11 protein-coding genes are annotated in these 15,988 nt (G+C 72.4%); 3 read left to right on the top strand and 8 right to left on the bottom strand.

Annotated elements, in window-relative coordinates; translation table 11 throughout:
• Position 1: 1 nt before the first annotated feature.
• Positions 2–1,135, bottom strand: coding sequence for a tRNA dihydrouridine synthase DusB (dusB, locus tag FDF13_RS12270; RefSeq protein ID WP_254668979.1), 1,134 nt, complete (start codon positions 1,133–1,135; stop codon positions 2–4).
• A gap of 151 nt (positions 1,136–1,286) precedes the next feature.
• Complete coding sequence (locus FDF13_RS12275; protein ID WP_137319894.1) at positions 1,287–2,522, bottom strand: acyl-CoA dehydrogenase family protein; 1,236 nt, start codon at positions 2,520–2,522, stop codon at positions 1,287–1,289.
• Positions 2,523–2,667: 145 nt separating this feature from the next.
• Here FDF13_RS12275 and FDF13_RS12280 point away from each other — a divergent pair, with 145 nt between their 5' ends.
• Entirely contained in the window at positions 2,668–4,131 is a 1,464-nt protein-coding gene (locus FDF13_RS12280; protein WP_175406967.1) for an L-lactate permease, read from the top strand.
• Here FDF13_RS12280 and FDF13_RS12285 read toward each other — a convergent pair.
• Positions 4,128–5,351, bottom strand: coding sequence for a YibE/F family protein (locus FDF13_RS12285; protein WP_175406968.1), 1,224 nt, complete (start codon positions 5,349–5,351; stop codon positions 4,128–4,130). The genes FDF13_RS12280 and FDF13_RS12285 overlap by 4 nt on opposite strands.
• A 67-nt stretch (positions 5,352–5,418) precedes the next feature.
• Positions 5,419–6,795 (bottom strand): glycine--tRNA ligase, encoded by a 1,377-nt coding sequence (locus FDF13_RS12290; RefSeq protein ID WP_137319897.1) that lies wholly within the window; start codon positions 6,793–6,795, stop codon positions 5,419–5,421.
• Positions 6,796–7,237: 442 nt separating this feature from the next.
• Here FDF13_RS12290 and FDF13_RS12295 point away from each other — a divergent pair, with 442 nt between their 5' ends.
• A complete protein-coding gene (locus tag FDF13_RS12295) occupies positions 7,238–9,097 on the top strand; it encodes a DEAD/DEAH box helicase (RefSeq protein ID WP_137319898.1) in 1,860 nt (619 codons plus the stop codon).
• Positions 9,098–9,206: 109 nt separating this feature from the next.
• Complete coding sequence (locus tag FDF13_RS12300) at positions 9,207–11,189, top strand: 2Fe-2S iron-sulfur cluster-binding protein (protein WP_137319899.1); 1,983 nt, start codon at positions 9,207–9,209, stop codon at positions 11,187–11,189.
• Positions 11,190–11,252: 63 nt separating this feature from the next.
• Here the strand turns inward: FDF13_RS12300 and FDF13_RS12305 are convergent, their stop codons facing one another.
• The 4 genes from FDF13_RS12305 to FDF13_RS12320 all read right to left on the bottom strand — a co-directional run bounded on the left by FDF13_RS12305 (position 11,253) and on the right by FDF13_RS12320 (position 15,449).
• Positions 11,253–12,071, bottom strand: a complete 819-nt coding sequence (locus FDF13_RS12305; RefSeq protein ID WP_137319900.1) for an isoprenyl transferase — start codon at positions 12,069–12,071, stop codon at positions 11,253–11,255.
• Complete coding sequence (gene recO / locus FDF13_RS12310) at positions 12,068–12,796, bottom strand: DNA repair protein RecO (RefSeq protein WP_137319901.1); 729 nt, start codon at positions 12,794–12,796, stop codon at positions 12,068–12,070. Before recO ends, FDF13_RS12305 begins: the two co-directional genes overlap by 4 nt.
• Before the next feature lie 156 nt (positions 12,797–12,952).
• Complete coding sequence (gene leuA, locus FDF13_RS12315; RefSeq protein WP_137319902.1) at positions 12,953–14,719, bottom strand: 2-isopropylmalate synthase; 1,767 nt, start codon at positions 14,717–14,719, stop codon at positions 12,953–12,955.
• A 193-nt stretch (positions 14,720–14,912) separates the two neighbouring features.
• Positions 14,913–15,449, bottom strand: coding sequence for a DUF6636 domain-containing protein (locus tag FDF13_RS12320; protein ID WP_137319903.1), 537 nt, complete (start codon positions 15,447–15,449; stop codon positions 14,913–14,915).
• Positions 15,450–15,988 lie beyond the last annotated feature (539 nt).

Consider the following 15,988-nt stretch of genomic DNA (forward strand, 5'->3'; position numbering starts at 1 on the left):
CTCACCCCCCCGAGACGTCGAGCTCAGCGAGCGCGAGGTCGGCGCGCCGGGATTCCTCCATGACGCGGGAGTCGAGCCAGCCCTCGGGCAGGTGGGGCCGCTTGGGCCGGGTGGTGCGCCCGCGGGAGCCCTCGGCGTCGCGGCCGGGGTAGGGCGCGCTGCGGTCGAGCCCGTCGAGGTGCTCGCGGAGCTCGGCGAGCGAGGACACCATGGCGAGCGCGCGGCGCGCCTCGCCGCCGACCGGATAGCCCTTGAAGTACCAGGCGATGTGCTTGCGGAGGTCGCGGACGCCGTAGAACTCATCGCCGTAGTACTCCGCGAGGTACACCCCGTGGGTGTGGACGGCATCAGCCACCGCGCCGAGATCCGGGCGGATCCGCTCCTCGCTGCCGGCGAAGGCGTACGCGAGGTCCCCGAACAGCCACGGGCGACCCTGGCAGCCGCGGCCGATCACGACCCCGTCGCAGCCGGTGGTGCGCATCATCTCCAGGGCGTCCTCGGCGGCGAAGATGTCGCCGTTGCCGAGCACCGGGACGGTGTCGCCGAGGTGGTCCTTGAGGCGGGCGATCGCGTCCCAGTCCGCCTGCCCGGAGTAGAGGTCCGCGGTGGTGCGGCCGTGCAGGGTGATCGCGGCGACCCCGGCGTCGCGGGCGATCCGGCCGGCCTCGAGGTAGGTGAGGTGGTCGGCGTCGATGCCCTTGCGCATCTTGATGGTCAGCGGGATGCCCCCGCGGGAGGCCCCGCGCACCGCGGTGGTGACGATCGCGGTGAACAGGTCGGTCTTCCACGGCAGCGCGGAGCCCCCGCCCTTGCGGGTGACCTTGGGGACCGGGCAGCCGAAGTTGAGGTCGATGTGGTCGGCGCGGTCCTCCTCGACGAGCATCCGCACCGCCTGCCCGATCGTCACCGGGTCGACGCCGTAGAGCTGCACGGAGCGCGGGGTCTCGTAGGGCTCGTGGTGGATGATCCGCATGCTCTTGGGGCTGCGCTCGACGAGAGCGCGGCTGGTGACCATCTCGGTGACGTAGAGACCGGCCCCGTACTCGCGGCACAGCCGCCGGAAGGCGGTGTTCGTGATCCCGGCCATCGGCGCGAGCACGACGGGCGAGGACAGCTCGATCGGCCCGATCCGCAGGGCGGGCCGGGCGGCTTCCTTCGCGGTGGGCGCAGGGGCGTGGAGGAGGGATGCAGCAGTCACCGCACCATTGTCCCACCACGAGTCAAACCGGGGTGCGGTGTCCACAGCTCCCGGCACCGGGGACGCGCACGCCGGTGCGAGCCCGGACTCACCCCTCCCGCGGCGGGTTGAAGGCGGGGATCCCGGTGAGGTGGGCGCCGAGGATGAGCGTGTGGACCTCGTCGGTGCCCTCGTAGGTGCGGACGGCCTCGAGGTTGTTCGCGTGGCGCTGCGGCGAGTACTCCGCCGACACCCCGTTGCCGCCGAGGATCGTGCGCGCCTCACGGCAGATCGCGATCGCGTCCCGGGTGTTCGCCAGCTTGCCCACGGAGATCTGCACCGGGTCGAGCTCTCCTGCGTCCTTGAGGCGCCCGGTGCGCTCGGCGACGAGCAGCCCGCGCTGGATGTCGAGCGCCATGTCGACGAGCTTGCGCTGGGTGAGCTGGAAGGACGCGATCGGCGCGCCGAACTGCTCGCGGTCCAGGGCGTAGGAGCACGCGGTCTCGTACGAGTCGCGGGCCGCGCCGAGCACACCCCACATGATCCCGTAGCGGGCGTCGTTGAGGCAGGTGAACGGACCAGACAGGCCCTCCGCGCCCGGCAGCCGGGCGGAGTCGGGCACCCGCACCTCGGCGAGCTCGATCTCGCACTGGATCGAGGCGCGCATCGCGAACTTCGGCTCGATCACCGTCGCCGTGAAGCCGGGGGTGTCGGTGGGGACGACGAAGCCGCGCACCCCGTCCTCGGTCCGGGCCCAGATCACCGCGAGCTGCGCGATCGAGGCGAGCCCGATCCACCGCTTGCGCCCGCTGATGACCCAGTCGCCGCCATCGCGGCGGGCCACGGTCTCCATCGAGGAGGGATCGGAGCCGGCGTTCGGCTCCGTGAGCCCGAAGCAGCCGATGACCTCGCCGCGCGCCATCGCCGGCAGGTGCTCGGCCTTCTGCTCCTCGGACCCCCAGTGGTGGATCGCGCCCATCGCGAGCGAACCCTGCACGGACACGAAGGTGCGGATGCCGGCGTCGGCGGACTCGAACTCGAGGGAGGCGAGCCCGTACTCGACGGCGCTGCGTCCCGGGCAGCCCGGCGAGTCGAGGTGGATGCCGAGGTAACCCCGTTCCCCCATCTCGCGCACGAGCTCGCAGGGGAACTCCGCGCGCTCGAACCAATCGGCGACATGCGGGCGGATCGCCTCGTCGACGAAGCCGCGCACCTCGTCGCGGAATGCGAGCTCCTCGGCGCTGAACAGCGACTCGAGGCCGAGGAGGTCGGCCCGGGTGCGGAGTTCCCGGGTGCGCTCTGCAGCGGTGCTCTGGGCGATGGTGCGCTCGGTTCCGTGGGCCATGGCGTGCTCCTTCGTCGGCGATCGCCGTGTCCCGCGGGGCCGCGCGACACGCGGTGGATCTCGTCCGTCCCAGTCTGTCACGCCGCGGCGTAGCCTGGCACCGGGATGCGGGATCGCCCGCACCGCCGTGCACACGAGGAGGACCATGATCGCACTGCTCGCTGCGACGCCGATCCTCGTCGCCGTCCTCGTGCTCGTGTTCGGCAGGCCCGCGACCTGGGCGGCCGCAGCCGCCCTCGTCACCGCGGCAGCTGCCGCCCTCCTCGCCTTCCGCACCCCGGCCGGAGTGCTGGCCGCGAGCGGTGCGGACTACGCGCCGCTCCTCGCCGAGGTGCTGCTCATCCTCCTCTTCGGGATGATCCTCGCCCGGCTCCTCGAGGCGACCGGCGCGATGGCGCTGCTCTCCCGCTGGCTGCAGGACGCCTCGACCTCCGTCCCGGCCGGCACCGCGCTCGTCGTGTTCGGGGTGGTGCCCTTCGCGGAGTCCGTCACCGGGTTCGGGATCGGGATCACCGTCGGCATCCCGATCCTGCGGCGCCTGGGCCACCGTCCGGCACCGGCAGCGCTGCTCGGGCTGCTCGGGCTCACCGCGGTCCCCTGGGGCGCGCTCGGACCCGGCACCGCGGTGGCCGCCTCGCTCACGGGGCTCGGGCTCGACGAGCTCGGCGTCGCCACCGCGTGGGTCAACGCGCTCCCGGTCGCGGTCGCGGTGGTCGCCGTGGCGGTGCTGTGCGGGGCGCGCCGGGATCCCCGGGCGGCCGTCCCCGTATTCGCCGCCGGCGCGGTCCTGTGGGCGGGTGTGCTCGGTGCGAACATCCTCGTCGGCACGCCCCCGGCCGGTGTGCTCGGTTCGCTCTCGGTCATCCTGGTGCTCCTGCTGAGCGCACGCCTGCGCGGTGCCCGGCTGCGCGGCACCCGGCGCACCGTGCTCGCCGCGGTGCCCTACCTCGTCCTCACCTGCGGCCTGCTCGCCGCCCAGGCCCTCGCCGGTCTCCTCGACGCCGTCTGGCTCGACGTCCTCGCGTCTCCCCCGGTGTGGCTGCTCGCCGCGTGCCTCGTCGCGGTGCCCGCCGCTCCGGGGCCCGTCGACGGGCCCGCGGTGGTGGCCCGGGCGGCGCGCGCCTGGGTGCCGGTGGGCGTGGCGACGGGTCTGTTCATGATGCTCGGCTGGCTCATGACGGCGACCGGGATGAGCGCGGCGATCGGGGCCGCGCTCGCGGTGCTCGGCAACGCGCCGGGTCCGCTGCTGCTTGCGCTCGGCGGCATCGTCGCCGGTTCGAACACGGGGGCGAACGCGATGTTCGCAGGCACGGTGGCCTCGATGGCGGAGTCGACGGGCGCTTCGGTGCTCGGACTCGTGGCGGTCGGCAACGCCGCCGCGGCGTTCGCGAACATCGCGACCCCGCCCCGGGTCGCGCTCGCGGTGCAGGTCGGCGCCGGGGACGAGGCGCCGGCCGGCGGCGGGGAGGACACGGCAGACGGATGCCGGACCGACCCGGCGGCGCAGCGGGCCGAGCTCGAGCGCGCCGTCGTCCGGGTGCAGCGGGCCACCGTCCTCTGCGTGCTCGCCGCGACCGTGCCGCTCGCCGTCCTCGCTGCGCTGCTCTAGCCGTTCCGGCCGGGAACGGCCGCCCCGCGGTCCCGCTCCCGCGGGCGCACGCCCTCACCCGAGCGGACGACGAGTGCGGCGATGGCGGTGGTCGCGGGGATCGCGAGCACGAGTCCGATCGAGCACACGAGCAGGCTCACCACCTCGATCGCGAGGTCGCCGAGGGTGAGCGATTCGAGGAAGGACCGGGAGGACGATGCGACGAGGAGCAGCACGGTGAGGCCGCCGCCGGCGAACGCGAAGGCGATGGTGTAGACGGTCGAGGCGATGTGGTCCCGGCCGATCCGCATCGCCGAGGCGAACAGCTCCCGGGCCCGGGCGTGCGGGCGGGCGAGGGCGAGCTCCCACACCGCCGCCGCCTGGGTGATCGTCACGTCGTTGAGGACGCCGAGGCCGGCGATTAGGATGCCGCACACCACGAGGTCCCCGGTCGACAGCTCCGCCGACCACGACAGCAGGTAGGTCTCCTCGGAGTAGATCCCGGCGAGCTTGGCCCAGCGCGTCCACAGCGCGCCGAGCACCCCGGTCACGGCGATCCCAGCGAGCGTGCCGAGCAGGGCGGTGGTGGTGCGGGCGGAGAACCCGTGCGCGAGGTAGAGCACGACGAGCATGATCACCGCCGCCGCCACGACCCCGACGAGCACCGCCGGGGAGCCGGCGAGCAGCGCCGGCAGCATGAACACGAGCATGACGCCGAAGGCGAACACGAGCCCGAGGAGCGCACGCAGCCCGCGCAGCCCCGCGACGAGGACGACGAGCAGCCCGTAGACGGCGGCGAGCACGGTGAGGGACACGTTCCGGTCGAAGTCGACGAACACGTAGTCCGCCGCTCCCGGATCCCCCGGGTCCGGGGCCGCCCCGCCGGGCGGGGCCTCGCCTGGCCCGCCGGTGATCGCCTCGGCGGCGGGATCGGAGGCCGCCTCGGCGTCCATCCCGATCGCCTTGACCCGGTCTCCCGGCGCGAGGCCGGCGCGCATCGCCTCGGGCGGGACGAACAGCGAGCCCTCGGCGCCGTCGACCTCGACCGCGATCGCCGCGCACCCGGAGGACTCCGCATCCGGACACGCCCGGAGGTCGACCATCGTCACCGTCCCGGACACGTACGTCGTCCCCTCCCCGAGCGCCGTCGGATCCCAGCCGCCGTCCTCGCCCGCGGCCGGCCACAGGAGCACGAGCCCGGAGACGGCGAGGACCGCCAGCGGGACGAGGAGTCCCAGCATGACGGTCCAGGCGCGCCTCGACGCCCGCGGAGCCCGGCTCCCGGCGATGAGGTGCATGCGCGGCGGGTCAGCCGGCGAGGTCGGTCGCGAGGTACGCGACGACCTCGTCGAGCGGGATCCGCTCCTGCGACATGTCGTCGCGACGCCGGATGGTCACCGCGTCGTCGTCGAGCGTGTCGAAGTCGACGGTGATGCAGAACGGGGTGCCGATCTCGTCCTGGCGGCGGTAGCGGCGGCCGATCGCCCCGGCGTCGTCGAAGTCGACGTTCCAGCGCTTCCGCAGGTCCGCGGCGAGCTCCTTGGCCTTGGGCGAGAGCTTCTCGTTGCGGCTCAGCGGCAGCACCGCGGCCTTGACCGGGGCGAGCCGCGGGTCGAGCTTGAGCACGATCCGCTTGTCGACGCCGCCCTTGGTGTTGGGTGCCTCGTCCTCGGTGTAGGCATCGACGAGGAACGCCATCATCGAGCGGGTGAGTCCGAAGGACGGCTCGATGACGTAGGGCGTGTAGCGGGTGTTCGCCGCCTGGTCGAAGTACTGCATCTTGTGTCCGGAGTGCTCGGTGTGATTGCCGAGGTCGAAATCGGTGCGGTTGGCGATGCCCATGAGCTCGCCCCAGGTGCTGCCCTGGAACCCGAACTTGTACTCGATGTCGACGGTCGCCGCCGAGTAGTGGGCGCGCTCGCCGTCGGGCACGTCGAAGCGGCGCATGTTGTCCGGGTCGATGCCGAGGTCGACGAACCAGTCCCAGCAGGCCTCGACCCACTCGTGGTAGTACTTCTCCGCGTCGTCGGGGTGGGTGAAGTACTCGATCTCCATCTGCTCGAACTCGCGGGTGCGGAAGATGAAGTTGCCGGGGGTGATCTCGTTGCGGAACGCCTTGCCGATCTGGCCGATGCCGAACGGGGGCTTCTTCCGGTTGGCGGTGACGACGTTGGCGAAGTTGACGAAGATGCCCTGCGCGGTCTCCGGGCGGAGGTAGTGGAGGCCCTCCTCGTTGTCGACGGCGCCGAGGTAGGTCTTCATGAGGCCGGAGAACTGCTGGGGCTCGGTCCACGCGCCCTCCTGCCCGGTCTCCGGATCGCGGATGTCGGCGAGCCCGTTCTCCGGCTCGCGCCCGTGCTTGGCGACGTAGGCCTCGATGAGGTGGTCGGCGCGGTAGCGCTTGTGGGTGTGGAGGGATTCGACGAGCGGGTCGACGAAGGTCTCGACGTGCCCGGAGGCCTCCCACACCGCGCGCGGCAGGATGATCGAGGAATCGAGCCCGACCATGTCCTCGCGGCCGCGCACGAAGTTCTGCCACCACAGGGCCTTGATGTTCTCCTTGAGCTCGACGCCCAGCGGACCGTAGTCCCAGGCCGAACGGGATCCGCCGTAGATCTCACCCGCCTGGAACACGAAGCCGCGCCGCTTGGCCAGGGTGATGACGGAATCCAATGTCGATGCCACAGATGTCTCCTCGGTTCGGGGGCGAACGGCTGGCTGTCGTCCGCATGCGGATCCAGCGTATCGAATGCGCGCCCGGTTCGGACCCGCGTCCCGGTGCGCGGCCGCGCAGCCGCCCAGGGCGCGGCTGTGTCTTCCCTCACCCTCGGCGCCGAACCGCCCGGCTCGGGCACCGCGGCATGTAGACTGGCCGGACACCCAAACCTTTCACCGCCGTCATGGTGCCAGGAGTTCGACTGCCCCGGGCAGCGAGCACTGCTCGACGCACCGCGTGCCGCCCGGCACATTGCGTTCGTTGCGCGTCACGCGTCCTCGATTCGACGGCACCGGCCGATCTGCTCACCACCGTTGCAGTGCGGCTGCGCATGGGTCGATCGCCAAACCCGTCCACTGCGATCAAGTGTGTGCCGATCCGCGAAGAGAGCCTTTGATGTCCGCTGAGGATATGACCACCCCTGCCCCCGTCTCCACCGAGAAGACCCCCGAGAGCACCGCTCCCGCCCAGGCCGCACCGGCCGAGGCCGGGTCCGCCGCCGCTCCGGCAGCGCCCGCCGACGAGCTGCCGCCGTTCGACGCCTTCGACCTCGATCCCGCCGTGCTCGCCGCGGTCAAGGACCTCGGCTACGAGACCCCGTCCCAGATCCAGGCGCAGACGATCCCGCTGCTGACCTCCGGCCGCGACGTCATCGGCCTGGCGCAGACCGGCACCGGCAAGACCGCCGCGTTCGCCCTGCCCGTGCTCAGCCACCTCGCGCACGCCGGCCGCGCCTCCGAGGGCCCGTTCGCCCTCGTCCTCACCCCCACCCGCGAGCTCGCGCTCCAGGTGGCCGAGGCCTTCACAAGCTTCGCCGCCCACCTCCCGGACTTCTCCGTGCTGCCGATCTACGGCGGCCAGTCCTACGGCCCGCAGCTCGGCGGCCTGCGCCGCGGCGCGCAGGTGGTCGTCGGCACCCCCGGGCGCGTCATCGACCATCTCAAGCGCGGCTCCCTCAAGCTCGGCGACCTCCGCCACCTCGTGCTCGACGAGGCCGACGAGATGCTCAAGATGGGCTTCCAGGAGGACATCGAGGAGATCTTCGCGCAGGCCGGCACCGCCCGCCAGGTGGCGCTGTTCTCCGCGACCATGCCGAAGTCGATCCACCGGATCACCGGCCAGTACCTCAACGACCCGGCCGAGGTGCGGGTCAAGTCGAAGACCACGACGGGCGCGAACATCCGCCAGCGGTTCCTCACCGTCATGCACTCCCACAAGCTCGACGCGCTCACCCGCATCCTCGAGGTCGAGGAGTACGACGGCATCATCATGTTCGTCCGCACCAAGCAGGCCACCGAGGAGCTCGCCGACAAGCTGCGCGCCCGCGGGCTGTCCGCCGCGGCGATCAACGGCGACATCCCGCAGCAGGCGCGCGAGCGGACGGTCGAGCAGCTCCGCAGCGGCGCGATCGACATCCTCGTCGCCACCGATGTCGCCGCCCGCGGCCTCGACGTCGAGCGGATCTCGCTCGTCGTCAACTACGACATCCCGCACGACACCGAGTCCTACGTCCACCGGATCGGCCGGACCGGCCGTGCCGGCCGCTCCGGCGAGGCGATCCTGTTCGTCACCCCGCGCGAGAACCACCTGCTGCGCCAGATCGAGAAGGCCACCCGCCAGCGCGTCGAGCAGCTCACCCTGCCGACCGTCGAGCAGCTGACCTCGACCCGCATCGAGCGCTTCCAGAACCGCATCACCGAGGCGCTCTCCGGGCTCGACCTGTCCGAGGTGCGCCCTGTCATCGAGCAGTACGAGCAGGTCCACGACGTGCCCGCCAAGGAGATCGCCGCCGCACTCGCGGTGCTGCTCCTCGACGGCGAGTCGCTCACCGCGCAGCCGCTCCCCGAGCCCAAGCGCAAGCAGCGCGAGGACCGGGGCGAGCGCGGCGAGCGCGGGCCGCGCGGTCCGCGGTCGCGTGAGGGCATGCGCACCTACCGGCTGGCCGTGGGCCGCAACGAGCGCGTCCAGCCCGGCGGCATCGTCGGGGCGCTCGCGAACGAGGGCGGCCTGACCTCGGGTCAGATCGGCCACATCGACATCCGCTCGAACCACTCGCTCGTCGACCTGCCCGACGACCTGCCGCAGTCGGTGTTCGACCGCCTGTCCGGCACCCGTGTCCAGGGCAAGCGGATCGATCTGCGCCCGGACACCGGCCGCCCGGGCCGCTCGTTCCCCAAGAAGAACTTCGACAAGGGTCCGGGCGAGGGCCGCAAGTTCCGCCAGGAGCGCGACGGCAAGAAGGGCTTCTACCGTGGGGGCAAGGGCCGCTGAGCCCCACCCGCACACGGCCGCCGCGCGGCTGAGCACACCCGCCGGGCTGTCCCGGCCGACCGCCGCGCCGCCCGGTACCGGACATGCCGCCCGTCATAGGATGGGCGGCATGTCCGTTCGCGTCTCCGCGCTCTTCCGCTACCCGGTCAAGGGCTTCCCGGCCGAGCCGCTCGACTCCGGCACGGTGCGCGCCGGCACGGGCTTCGACGGCGACCGGGCGGCGGCCTTCAGCAGCGGGCGCCTGCCCGTGCCGGCGGACTCGTGGAGTCCCTACCGCGGCTTCGCCGTCCTCAAGACCGACATGAGCCTCGAGGCCTGGCAGGTGAGCTCGACCGCCGCCGAGGCGCCCGCCGGGTCCGCATCGGGCGGCGACCCCGGGATGGTCGGCGGCTCCCCCGGCGCCCCGGCCCGGGCGATCACGCTGCGCGCCCCGGACGGTGAGCGCACCGGGTTCCGCACCGATGACGCCGACTCCCTCGCGGCCGCCTCGACGTTCCTCGCCGCGCGCCTGCGCCCCCAGGGCGAGCACCCGCGCCGCCTCGTCGTCGCAGGCCAGGGGATGTTCGACTCCCGCGCCTCGGGCGTGTCGCTCATCAACCCGGCAACGGTCGAGATGCTCGGGGAGGCCGCGGGCGTCGACCTCGACCCGCTCCGCTTCCGCGGCAACGTCCACCTCAGCGGCCTGGCTCCGTGGGAGGAGTTCGGACTCATCGGGCGGGTGGTGCGCGTTGGCTCGGCGCGTCTGCTCATCCGCGCCTCGATCGAACGCTGCCCCGCCACCCGGGTGAATCCCCGGACCGCGGAGGACGACGTCAACGTGCCCCGGCTGCTCGCCGGGGTGTTCGGGCATCTCCATCTGGGCGTCTACGGGATCGTGCTCGAGCCCGGCACGGTGGGCGTGGGCGACGCGCTCCTCATCGAGGGCGGATCGTGCGCTGAGCACGGGCCCGGAACCGAAGAGCACCACCACGACGCCGGAGCGCCCGCGGCCCTCGACCCGCGGGTGAAGTCCCCGCTCACCACCCCGCGCCCGGCCACGGTCCTCGACTCCGCGGAGATCGACCCGGGGCGCGTCCGAGTGCGCCTGCGCGACGAGCTCGGCTGGTTCGCCGCCCTCCACCGACCCGGCATGCATGCGCGCGTCCACCTCCTCACCGAGGCGGGGCCGCTGTGGCGCACGTACACCGTCACCGCCGCCACCGGGAGCACGTTCGAGCTCGGCGTCGGGGTCGACGGCGTCGGCTCCCGCACCCTCACCGCACTGCCGCCGGGGGCGCAGGTGCTCGTCTCCGGCCCGTTCGGACGGGTCACCGCGGACACGCTGCGCGCCCCGCGCACCCTCGTGCTCACCGCCGGGATCGGTATCACCCCGGCGCTCGGGCTGCTGCCCGGCCTGGGCGATCGGTCGGTCGATGTCCTCCACGTCGAACGCGGGCGGACCCCGAGCGGCTTCTTCCACGCACTCGTCGACACCGCCGGCGCACTCCCCGCGGCGTGCGTGCGGCGCTGGTCGACGCAGGAGCGCGGCCGGCCGGATGCTGATGCGCTCAGCGCAGTGCTCACCGAGATGCTCGGCCGGGACCAGGATGCGTGTGCGGACGCAGTGCGCACGGGTCCCGGGGAACCGGCCGCCCCGAGTTCAGCGGACCGTGGCGGCGCTGCTGTCGATGTCGTGCTGTGCGGCCCGCCCGGCTTCCTCGCCGCGGCCGCCGAGGCCGCCCACCGCGTCGGGGTCCCGGCCGCACACGTCCACCGCGAGATCTTCTCCTCGCCGGCACCGATCGACGCCGGCGGCACGGTCGACCTCACCGCGTGGGAGCCGGCGACGGTGCGCACGCTGACCGCCGACGGATCGACAGGTCCCGAGGTCGCCTGGACCCCGGCCGCGGGATTCCTCCTCGATGCGCTCGAGGCCCGCGGGATCGACGTGGCGAGCTCGTGCCGGGGCGGCTCGTGCGGCACCTGCGCGCTGCGCCTCGTGTCCGGCCAGGTCGCCTATCCGGTGGAGCCGGCGGCGGCCTTCGACGACGACGAGGTCATCACGTGCTCGGCAGTCCCGGTCGGGGATGTCGAGCTCACCCTCGACGAGTGAGCCGCACCCACCTCGGGCACGGCGAGGGCTCCGTTCCGCGGTGCGGAGCCGGGCCGGACCGCCTCAGCGCCCGGCTGCGGTGTCGACCGCTCCGCCGAAGCGCCGGTCGCGGCGCGCGTACTCCTCGATCGCTGCCCACAGGGTGCGGCGGTCGACGTCGGGCCACAGCACGTCCTGGAACACGAGCTCGGCGTAGGCCGACTGCCAGAGGAGGAAGTTCGAGGTGCGCAGCTCACCCGAGGACCGGAGGAACAGGTCGACATCGGGCACCCCGGGAGCGTAGAAGCGGGAGGCGAGCGCCTTCTCCGTCACCTTCCCCGGGGTCAGCCGGCCGGCGGCGACCTCTTCGGTGATCGCGTTGACCGCATCGAGGATCTCCGCGCGCCCCCCGTAGTTCACGCAGAACTGGAGGACGAGCCCGGTGTTGTGCCGCGTCATCTCCTCGGCCGCCTCGAGCTCGGCGATGACGGAGCGCCACAGGCGACCGCGCCGACCGGCCCACACGATCCGCACCCCGAGGGCGTGGAGCTCGTCGCGGCGGCGGCGGATGACATCGCGGTTGAAGCCCATGAGGAACCGGACCTCCTCCGGGGAGCGCTTCCAGTTCTCGGTGGAGAAGGCGTAGGCGGAGAGGTGGTCGACGCCGGCCTCGATCGCCCCGTGGATGACCTCGAGGAGCGCGAACTCCCCGGCCTTGTGCCCCTCGGTGCGCGGCAGGCCCCGGTCGTTCGCCCAGCGCCCGTTGCCGTCCATGACGACCGCGACGTGCCTGGGCACGAACTTCCGCGGGATCTCCGGCGGGCGCGCTCCGGACGGGTGCGGCGGCGGCACTGCGGGGTGCCCGCCGGCGGTCGGAGCGGGATCGGGGCGACGGGGGCTCATGCGTTCTCCAGGACCGTGAAGGACTTGACGTGGCGCTCGAGGTGCCACTGGACGTACAGCGTGACGAGGCGGGAGGCCTCGGCGGCATGGTGGGGTGCGGTCGCCTCGGCCCGGGCCCAGTCCCCGGACAGCAGGGCGGCGAGGTGGAGGACGGTCTCCGTGGTCGGCAGCGCGGTGCCGTGCTGGCGGCAGGCCGAGCACACGGCCCCGCCGAGCGCCGGGGAGAACGCCCGGTGCGGGCCGGGTTCGCCGCACTGGGCGCAGTTCCACAGGCTCGGCGCCCAGCCGGCGACGGCCATCGCGCGCAGCAGGTAGGCATCGAGTGCGAGCCGGGGTGGGTGCTCGCCCCTGCACAGGGAGCGGATCGCGGACACGAGGAGGAGGTACTGGGCGCGGGAGCGGGGTTCGGCCTCGGTGAGCCGGGTGCAGGTCTCGGCCATGACGTTCGCCGCGGAGTACGTGCTGTAGTCGGCGCCGATCGCGCGGGCGAAGGGCTCGATGAGCTCGACCTGGGTGACGACGTCGAGGCTGCGTCCCACGTGGCACTGGACGTCGACGAGCATGAATGGCTCGAGCCGGGAGCCGAACCGGGACTTCGTGCGTCGGATCCCCTTGGCCACCGCCCGGACGAGCCCGTGGTTGCGGGTGAGGATGAGGACGATGCGGTCGGCCTCGCCGAGCTTGTGGCCGCCGACCACGATCCCCTCGTCCCGGTACTGCTTCATCCCTCCATTATCGTCGCCCGGCCTGGGAGGCGGCTGACGCACACGCCGGGGACGCACCGCCGGAAGCACCGCAGGTGGTCGCAGAACCATGATCCCGGCGGGGGAATCGTGGATCTGCGACCACCTGACGGCGGGGCGGGAGCTCGGGCCGGCGGCTCAGCCCTGGCGCACGGCGCGGTTGACGGCGCTGATCACGGCCTTGAGCGAGGACTTGGTGATGTTCGGGTGGAGACCCGCACCCCACAGCACCCGGTCGCCGACGGCGAGCTCGACGTAGGACGCCGCGACGGTGTCCGCACCGGTGCCCACTGCGTGCTCGGTGTAGTCCTGCAGCCGGATGTCGAGGTCGAACTGCTCGGTGAGGAGGTTGACGAGGGCGTTGATCGGGCCGTTGCCGCGGCTCTCGTAGGTGCGCTCCTGGCCGTCGACGAGGAGGTCGACCTCGATGGTCTCGGAGTTCTTCGTCGTCGGCTCGTCGGCGATGTTCGCCGACGCGGTGCGCAGGCCCATGATCTTGAACCGGCCCCAGGCCTCGGCGTCGCCGTCCGACGGCAGGTACTCGTCGTTGAAGATCCGCCAGATCTCCGGTGCGGAGACCTCGCCGCCGGACTCCGAGCGGCCCTGCACGACCTGCGAGAACTCGACCTGGAGGCGGCGCGGCAGGTCGAGTCCGTGCTCGGTCTTGAGCAGGTAGGACACTCCGCCCTTGCCGGACTGCGAGTTCACGCGGATGACCGCCTCGTAGGAGCGGCCCAGGTCCTTGGGGTCGACCGGCAGGTAGGGCATGTCCCATTCCATCTGCTCGATGGGTACGCCGGCGGCCTGCGCCCGCTTCTCCCGGTCGACGAACGCCTTGTTGATCGCGTCCTGGTGGGAGCCGGAGAAGGAGGTGAAGACGAGGTCGCCGCCGTAGGGATGGCGCTCGTGCACGCCGATCTGGTTGCAGTGGGTGACGGTGCGGATGACCTCGTCGATGTCGGAGAAGTCGAGCTCCGGGTCGATGCCCTGCGAGTACAGGTTGAGGGCGACGGTGACGAGGTCGAGGTTGCCGGTCCGCTCGCCGTTGCCGAACAGGCAGCCCTCGATGCGGTCCGCGCCGGCCATGATGCCCAGCTCCGCGGCGGCCACGCCGGTGCCGCGGTCGTTGTGCGGGTGGAGGGAGACGGCGACGTCCTCGCGGTAGGGCATGTGGCGGCAGAACCACTCGATCTGGTCGGCATAGGTGTTCGGGGTGCCGCGCTCCACCGTGGCCGGCAGGTTGACGACGGTCTCCCGGCCGGCGGCCGGCTGCCACATGTCGAGGACGTTGCCGACGACGTCGAGCGCGAACTCCGGTTCGGTGTCGACGAAGATCTCCGGGGAGTACTCGTAGCCGAAGTCGGCGTCGCCGAGCAGGCTCTCGGCGTGCTTCATCACGGCCTGGGTGCCGCGCATCGCGATGTCGCGGGTCTCGTCGAAGCCGTCGCCGTCGAAGCCGAACACGACCTTGCGGAACACCGGTGCGGTCGCGTTGTAGAGGTGGACGGTCGGCATCTTCGCGCCGACGAGACTCTCCACGGTGCGCTCGATGAGGTCCTCGCGGGCCTGGGTGAGGACGGAGATCCGCACGTCGTCGGGGATCGCGTCCTCTTCGATGATCTGCCGGACGAAGTCGAAGTCGGGCTGGCTGGCCGCCGGGAAGCCGACCTCGATCTCCTTGAAGCCGAGCTTGACGAGGAGATCGAACATGCGGCGCTTGCGACCCGGGGTCATCGGGTCGATGAGCGCCTGGTTGCCGTCGCGCAGGTCGGTGCTGAGCCAGCGGGGAGCGCGGGTGATGCGTTGGTCGGGCCAGGTCCGGTCGTGCATGTCGATCCGGATGCGGTCGAAGAACGACTTGTACTTGGCGAACGGCATGGGGCTGGGCTTCTGCAGGTGGGTCACTTCAGGGTCCTTGATCTCGACGGGTTTCGACCGACAGCATCGACTCCGCAGCGAGGATGCGGCCTGAGTCAGGCCTCGCCGCGGCACTGAAGAAGAAGAAGGAGCGCCTGCCTATTCATGCTCCTCACTGTATGCGCAACCGCCGTCGAGGTCACCCGGCGCGCCCACCATGTGGGACGACGATGCCGTGGTCTCAGTTGACGAAGTCCACGCCGGCGCGGGCGACGGTGAAGCCCTTGCCGGTGGCGTCCGAGGTGCACGACATGCCGTCGCGGGCGGAGGTGCACGTCATCCCGTGCGCCTCGATCGACTCGCCGTAGTCGAGCGGCTCGGCCTCCGGGGCCTCCGGGGCCGGGGCGCAGGAGAACCCGGAGCCGTCGTCGTTGGCGACGACGATCCCGCCCCAGTTGTCGATCTCGCAGTCGGCCGGCTTCTCCGGCGGCTCGTAGTCGAAGCTCGCGATCGTGCAGCGGGCGCGCTCGGCGTCGATCGTGCAGCTGATGTTGCCCGAGGGGGCAGCGAAGGAGCGGACCTCGGAGGCCGGGGTGCTCGGTGCCTCCGAGTCCTCCTCCCCGGGCGATTCCGGTGCCCCAGCGGGCGGCGGCGGGGCGGGCATCGCGGCGTCGTCGCCCCGGTCCTGCCCGCTGAACATGTCGAACAGGATGTAGCCGATGATGCCGAGGACGAGCAGCACGGCGATGACGATGACGGCGATCGCCGCTCCCGGCATGCCCCGCTTCCGCTGCGCCGGCCGCCCGGCACCGTAGTGCTGGGCACCGTGCGGCGGCTGCGACGCACCCGCGCCGCCTCCGACCATCGGGGGGGCACGGGAGGCGGGGCGGGACCGGGGCACCGCCCACGGTCGGGGCGGCGACGGGGGCCGGATCGCGGCCGGGCCAGCGGCTCGGCGGGGCCTGGCGCTCGGCCCATGCGGAGTGGGCGGCGGTCGCCCTGGGGCCGTCGTGCGCCTCGGGCCGTTCACGCGGGCCGTCGAGGCGGTCGTCATGGGTCTCCGCCGCGATCTGCTGGAGCTCCTCGAGGCTGAGCACGCGGGTCGATTCGCCCTCCGGCGCGGCATCCGCGGCACGGAGCTGCGCGACCTCCTCGGCGCTGAGTGCCTGGGTGTCGTCCGTCGGGGCGGCGGGCTTCGCCTGGCCCACGAACAGCTGCGTGGTCAGGGAGTCTTCCGGCGGCGTCCCGGGGGTCGGCCGCCGGCGCGGCGGACGACGGTCGGGCGGAGGAGGAATGCTCATGGGAATCCAGTGTAGA

Origin of the sequence: Brevibacterium sp. CS2, assembly GCF_005280295.1 — a bacterium.
Classification (GTDB): Bacteria; Actinomycetota; Actinomycetes; order Actinomycetales; family Brevibacteriaceae; genus Brevibacterium; species Brevibacterium pityocampae.

Coding starts and splice junctions, on each gene's coding strand:
- FDF13_RS12275 (WP_137319894.1), bottom strand. CDS start 2,522: ATGGCCCACGGAACCGAGCGCACCATCGCCCAGAGCACCGCTGCAGAG.
- FDF13_RS12280 (WP_175406967.1), top strand. CDS start 2,668: ATGATCGCACTGCTCGCTGCGACGCCGATCCTCGTCGCCGTCCTCGTG.
- FDF13_RS12285 (WP_175406968.1), bottom strand. CDS start 5,351: ATGCTGGGACTCCTCGTCCCGCTGGCGGTCCTCGCCGTCTCCGGGCTC.
- FDF13_RS12295 (WP_137319898.1), top strand. CDS start 7,238: ATGACCACCCCTGCCCCCGTCTCCACCGAGAAGACCCCCGAGAGCACC.
- FDF13_RS12300 (WP_137319899.1), top strand. CDS start 9,207: ATGTCCGTTCGCGTCTCCGCGCTCTTCCGCTACCCGGTCAAGGGCTTC.
- FDF13_RS12305 (WP_137319900.1), bottom strand. CDS start 12,071: ATGAGCCCCCGTCGCCCCGATCCCGCTCCGACCGCCGGCGGGCACCCC.
- recO (WP_137319901.1), bottom strand. CDS start 12,796: ATGAAGCAGTACCGGGACGAGGGGATCGTGGTCGGCGGCCACAAGCTC.
- FDF13_RS12320 (WP_137319903.1), bottom strand. CDS start 15,449: ATGCCGGGAGCGGCGATCGCCGTCATCGTCATCGCCGTGCTGCTCGTC.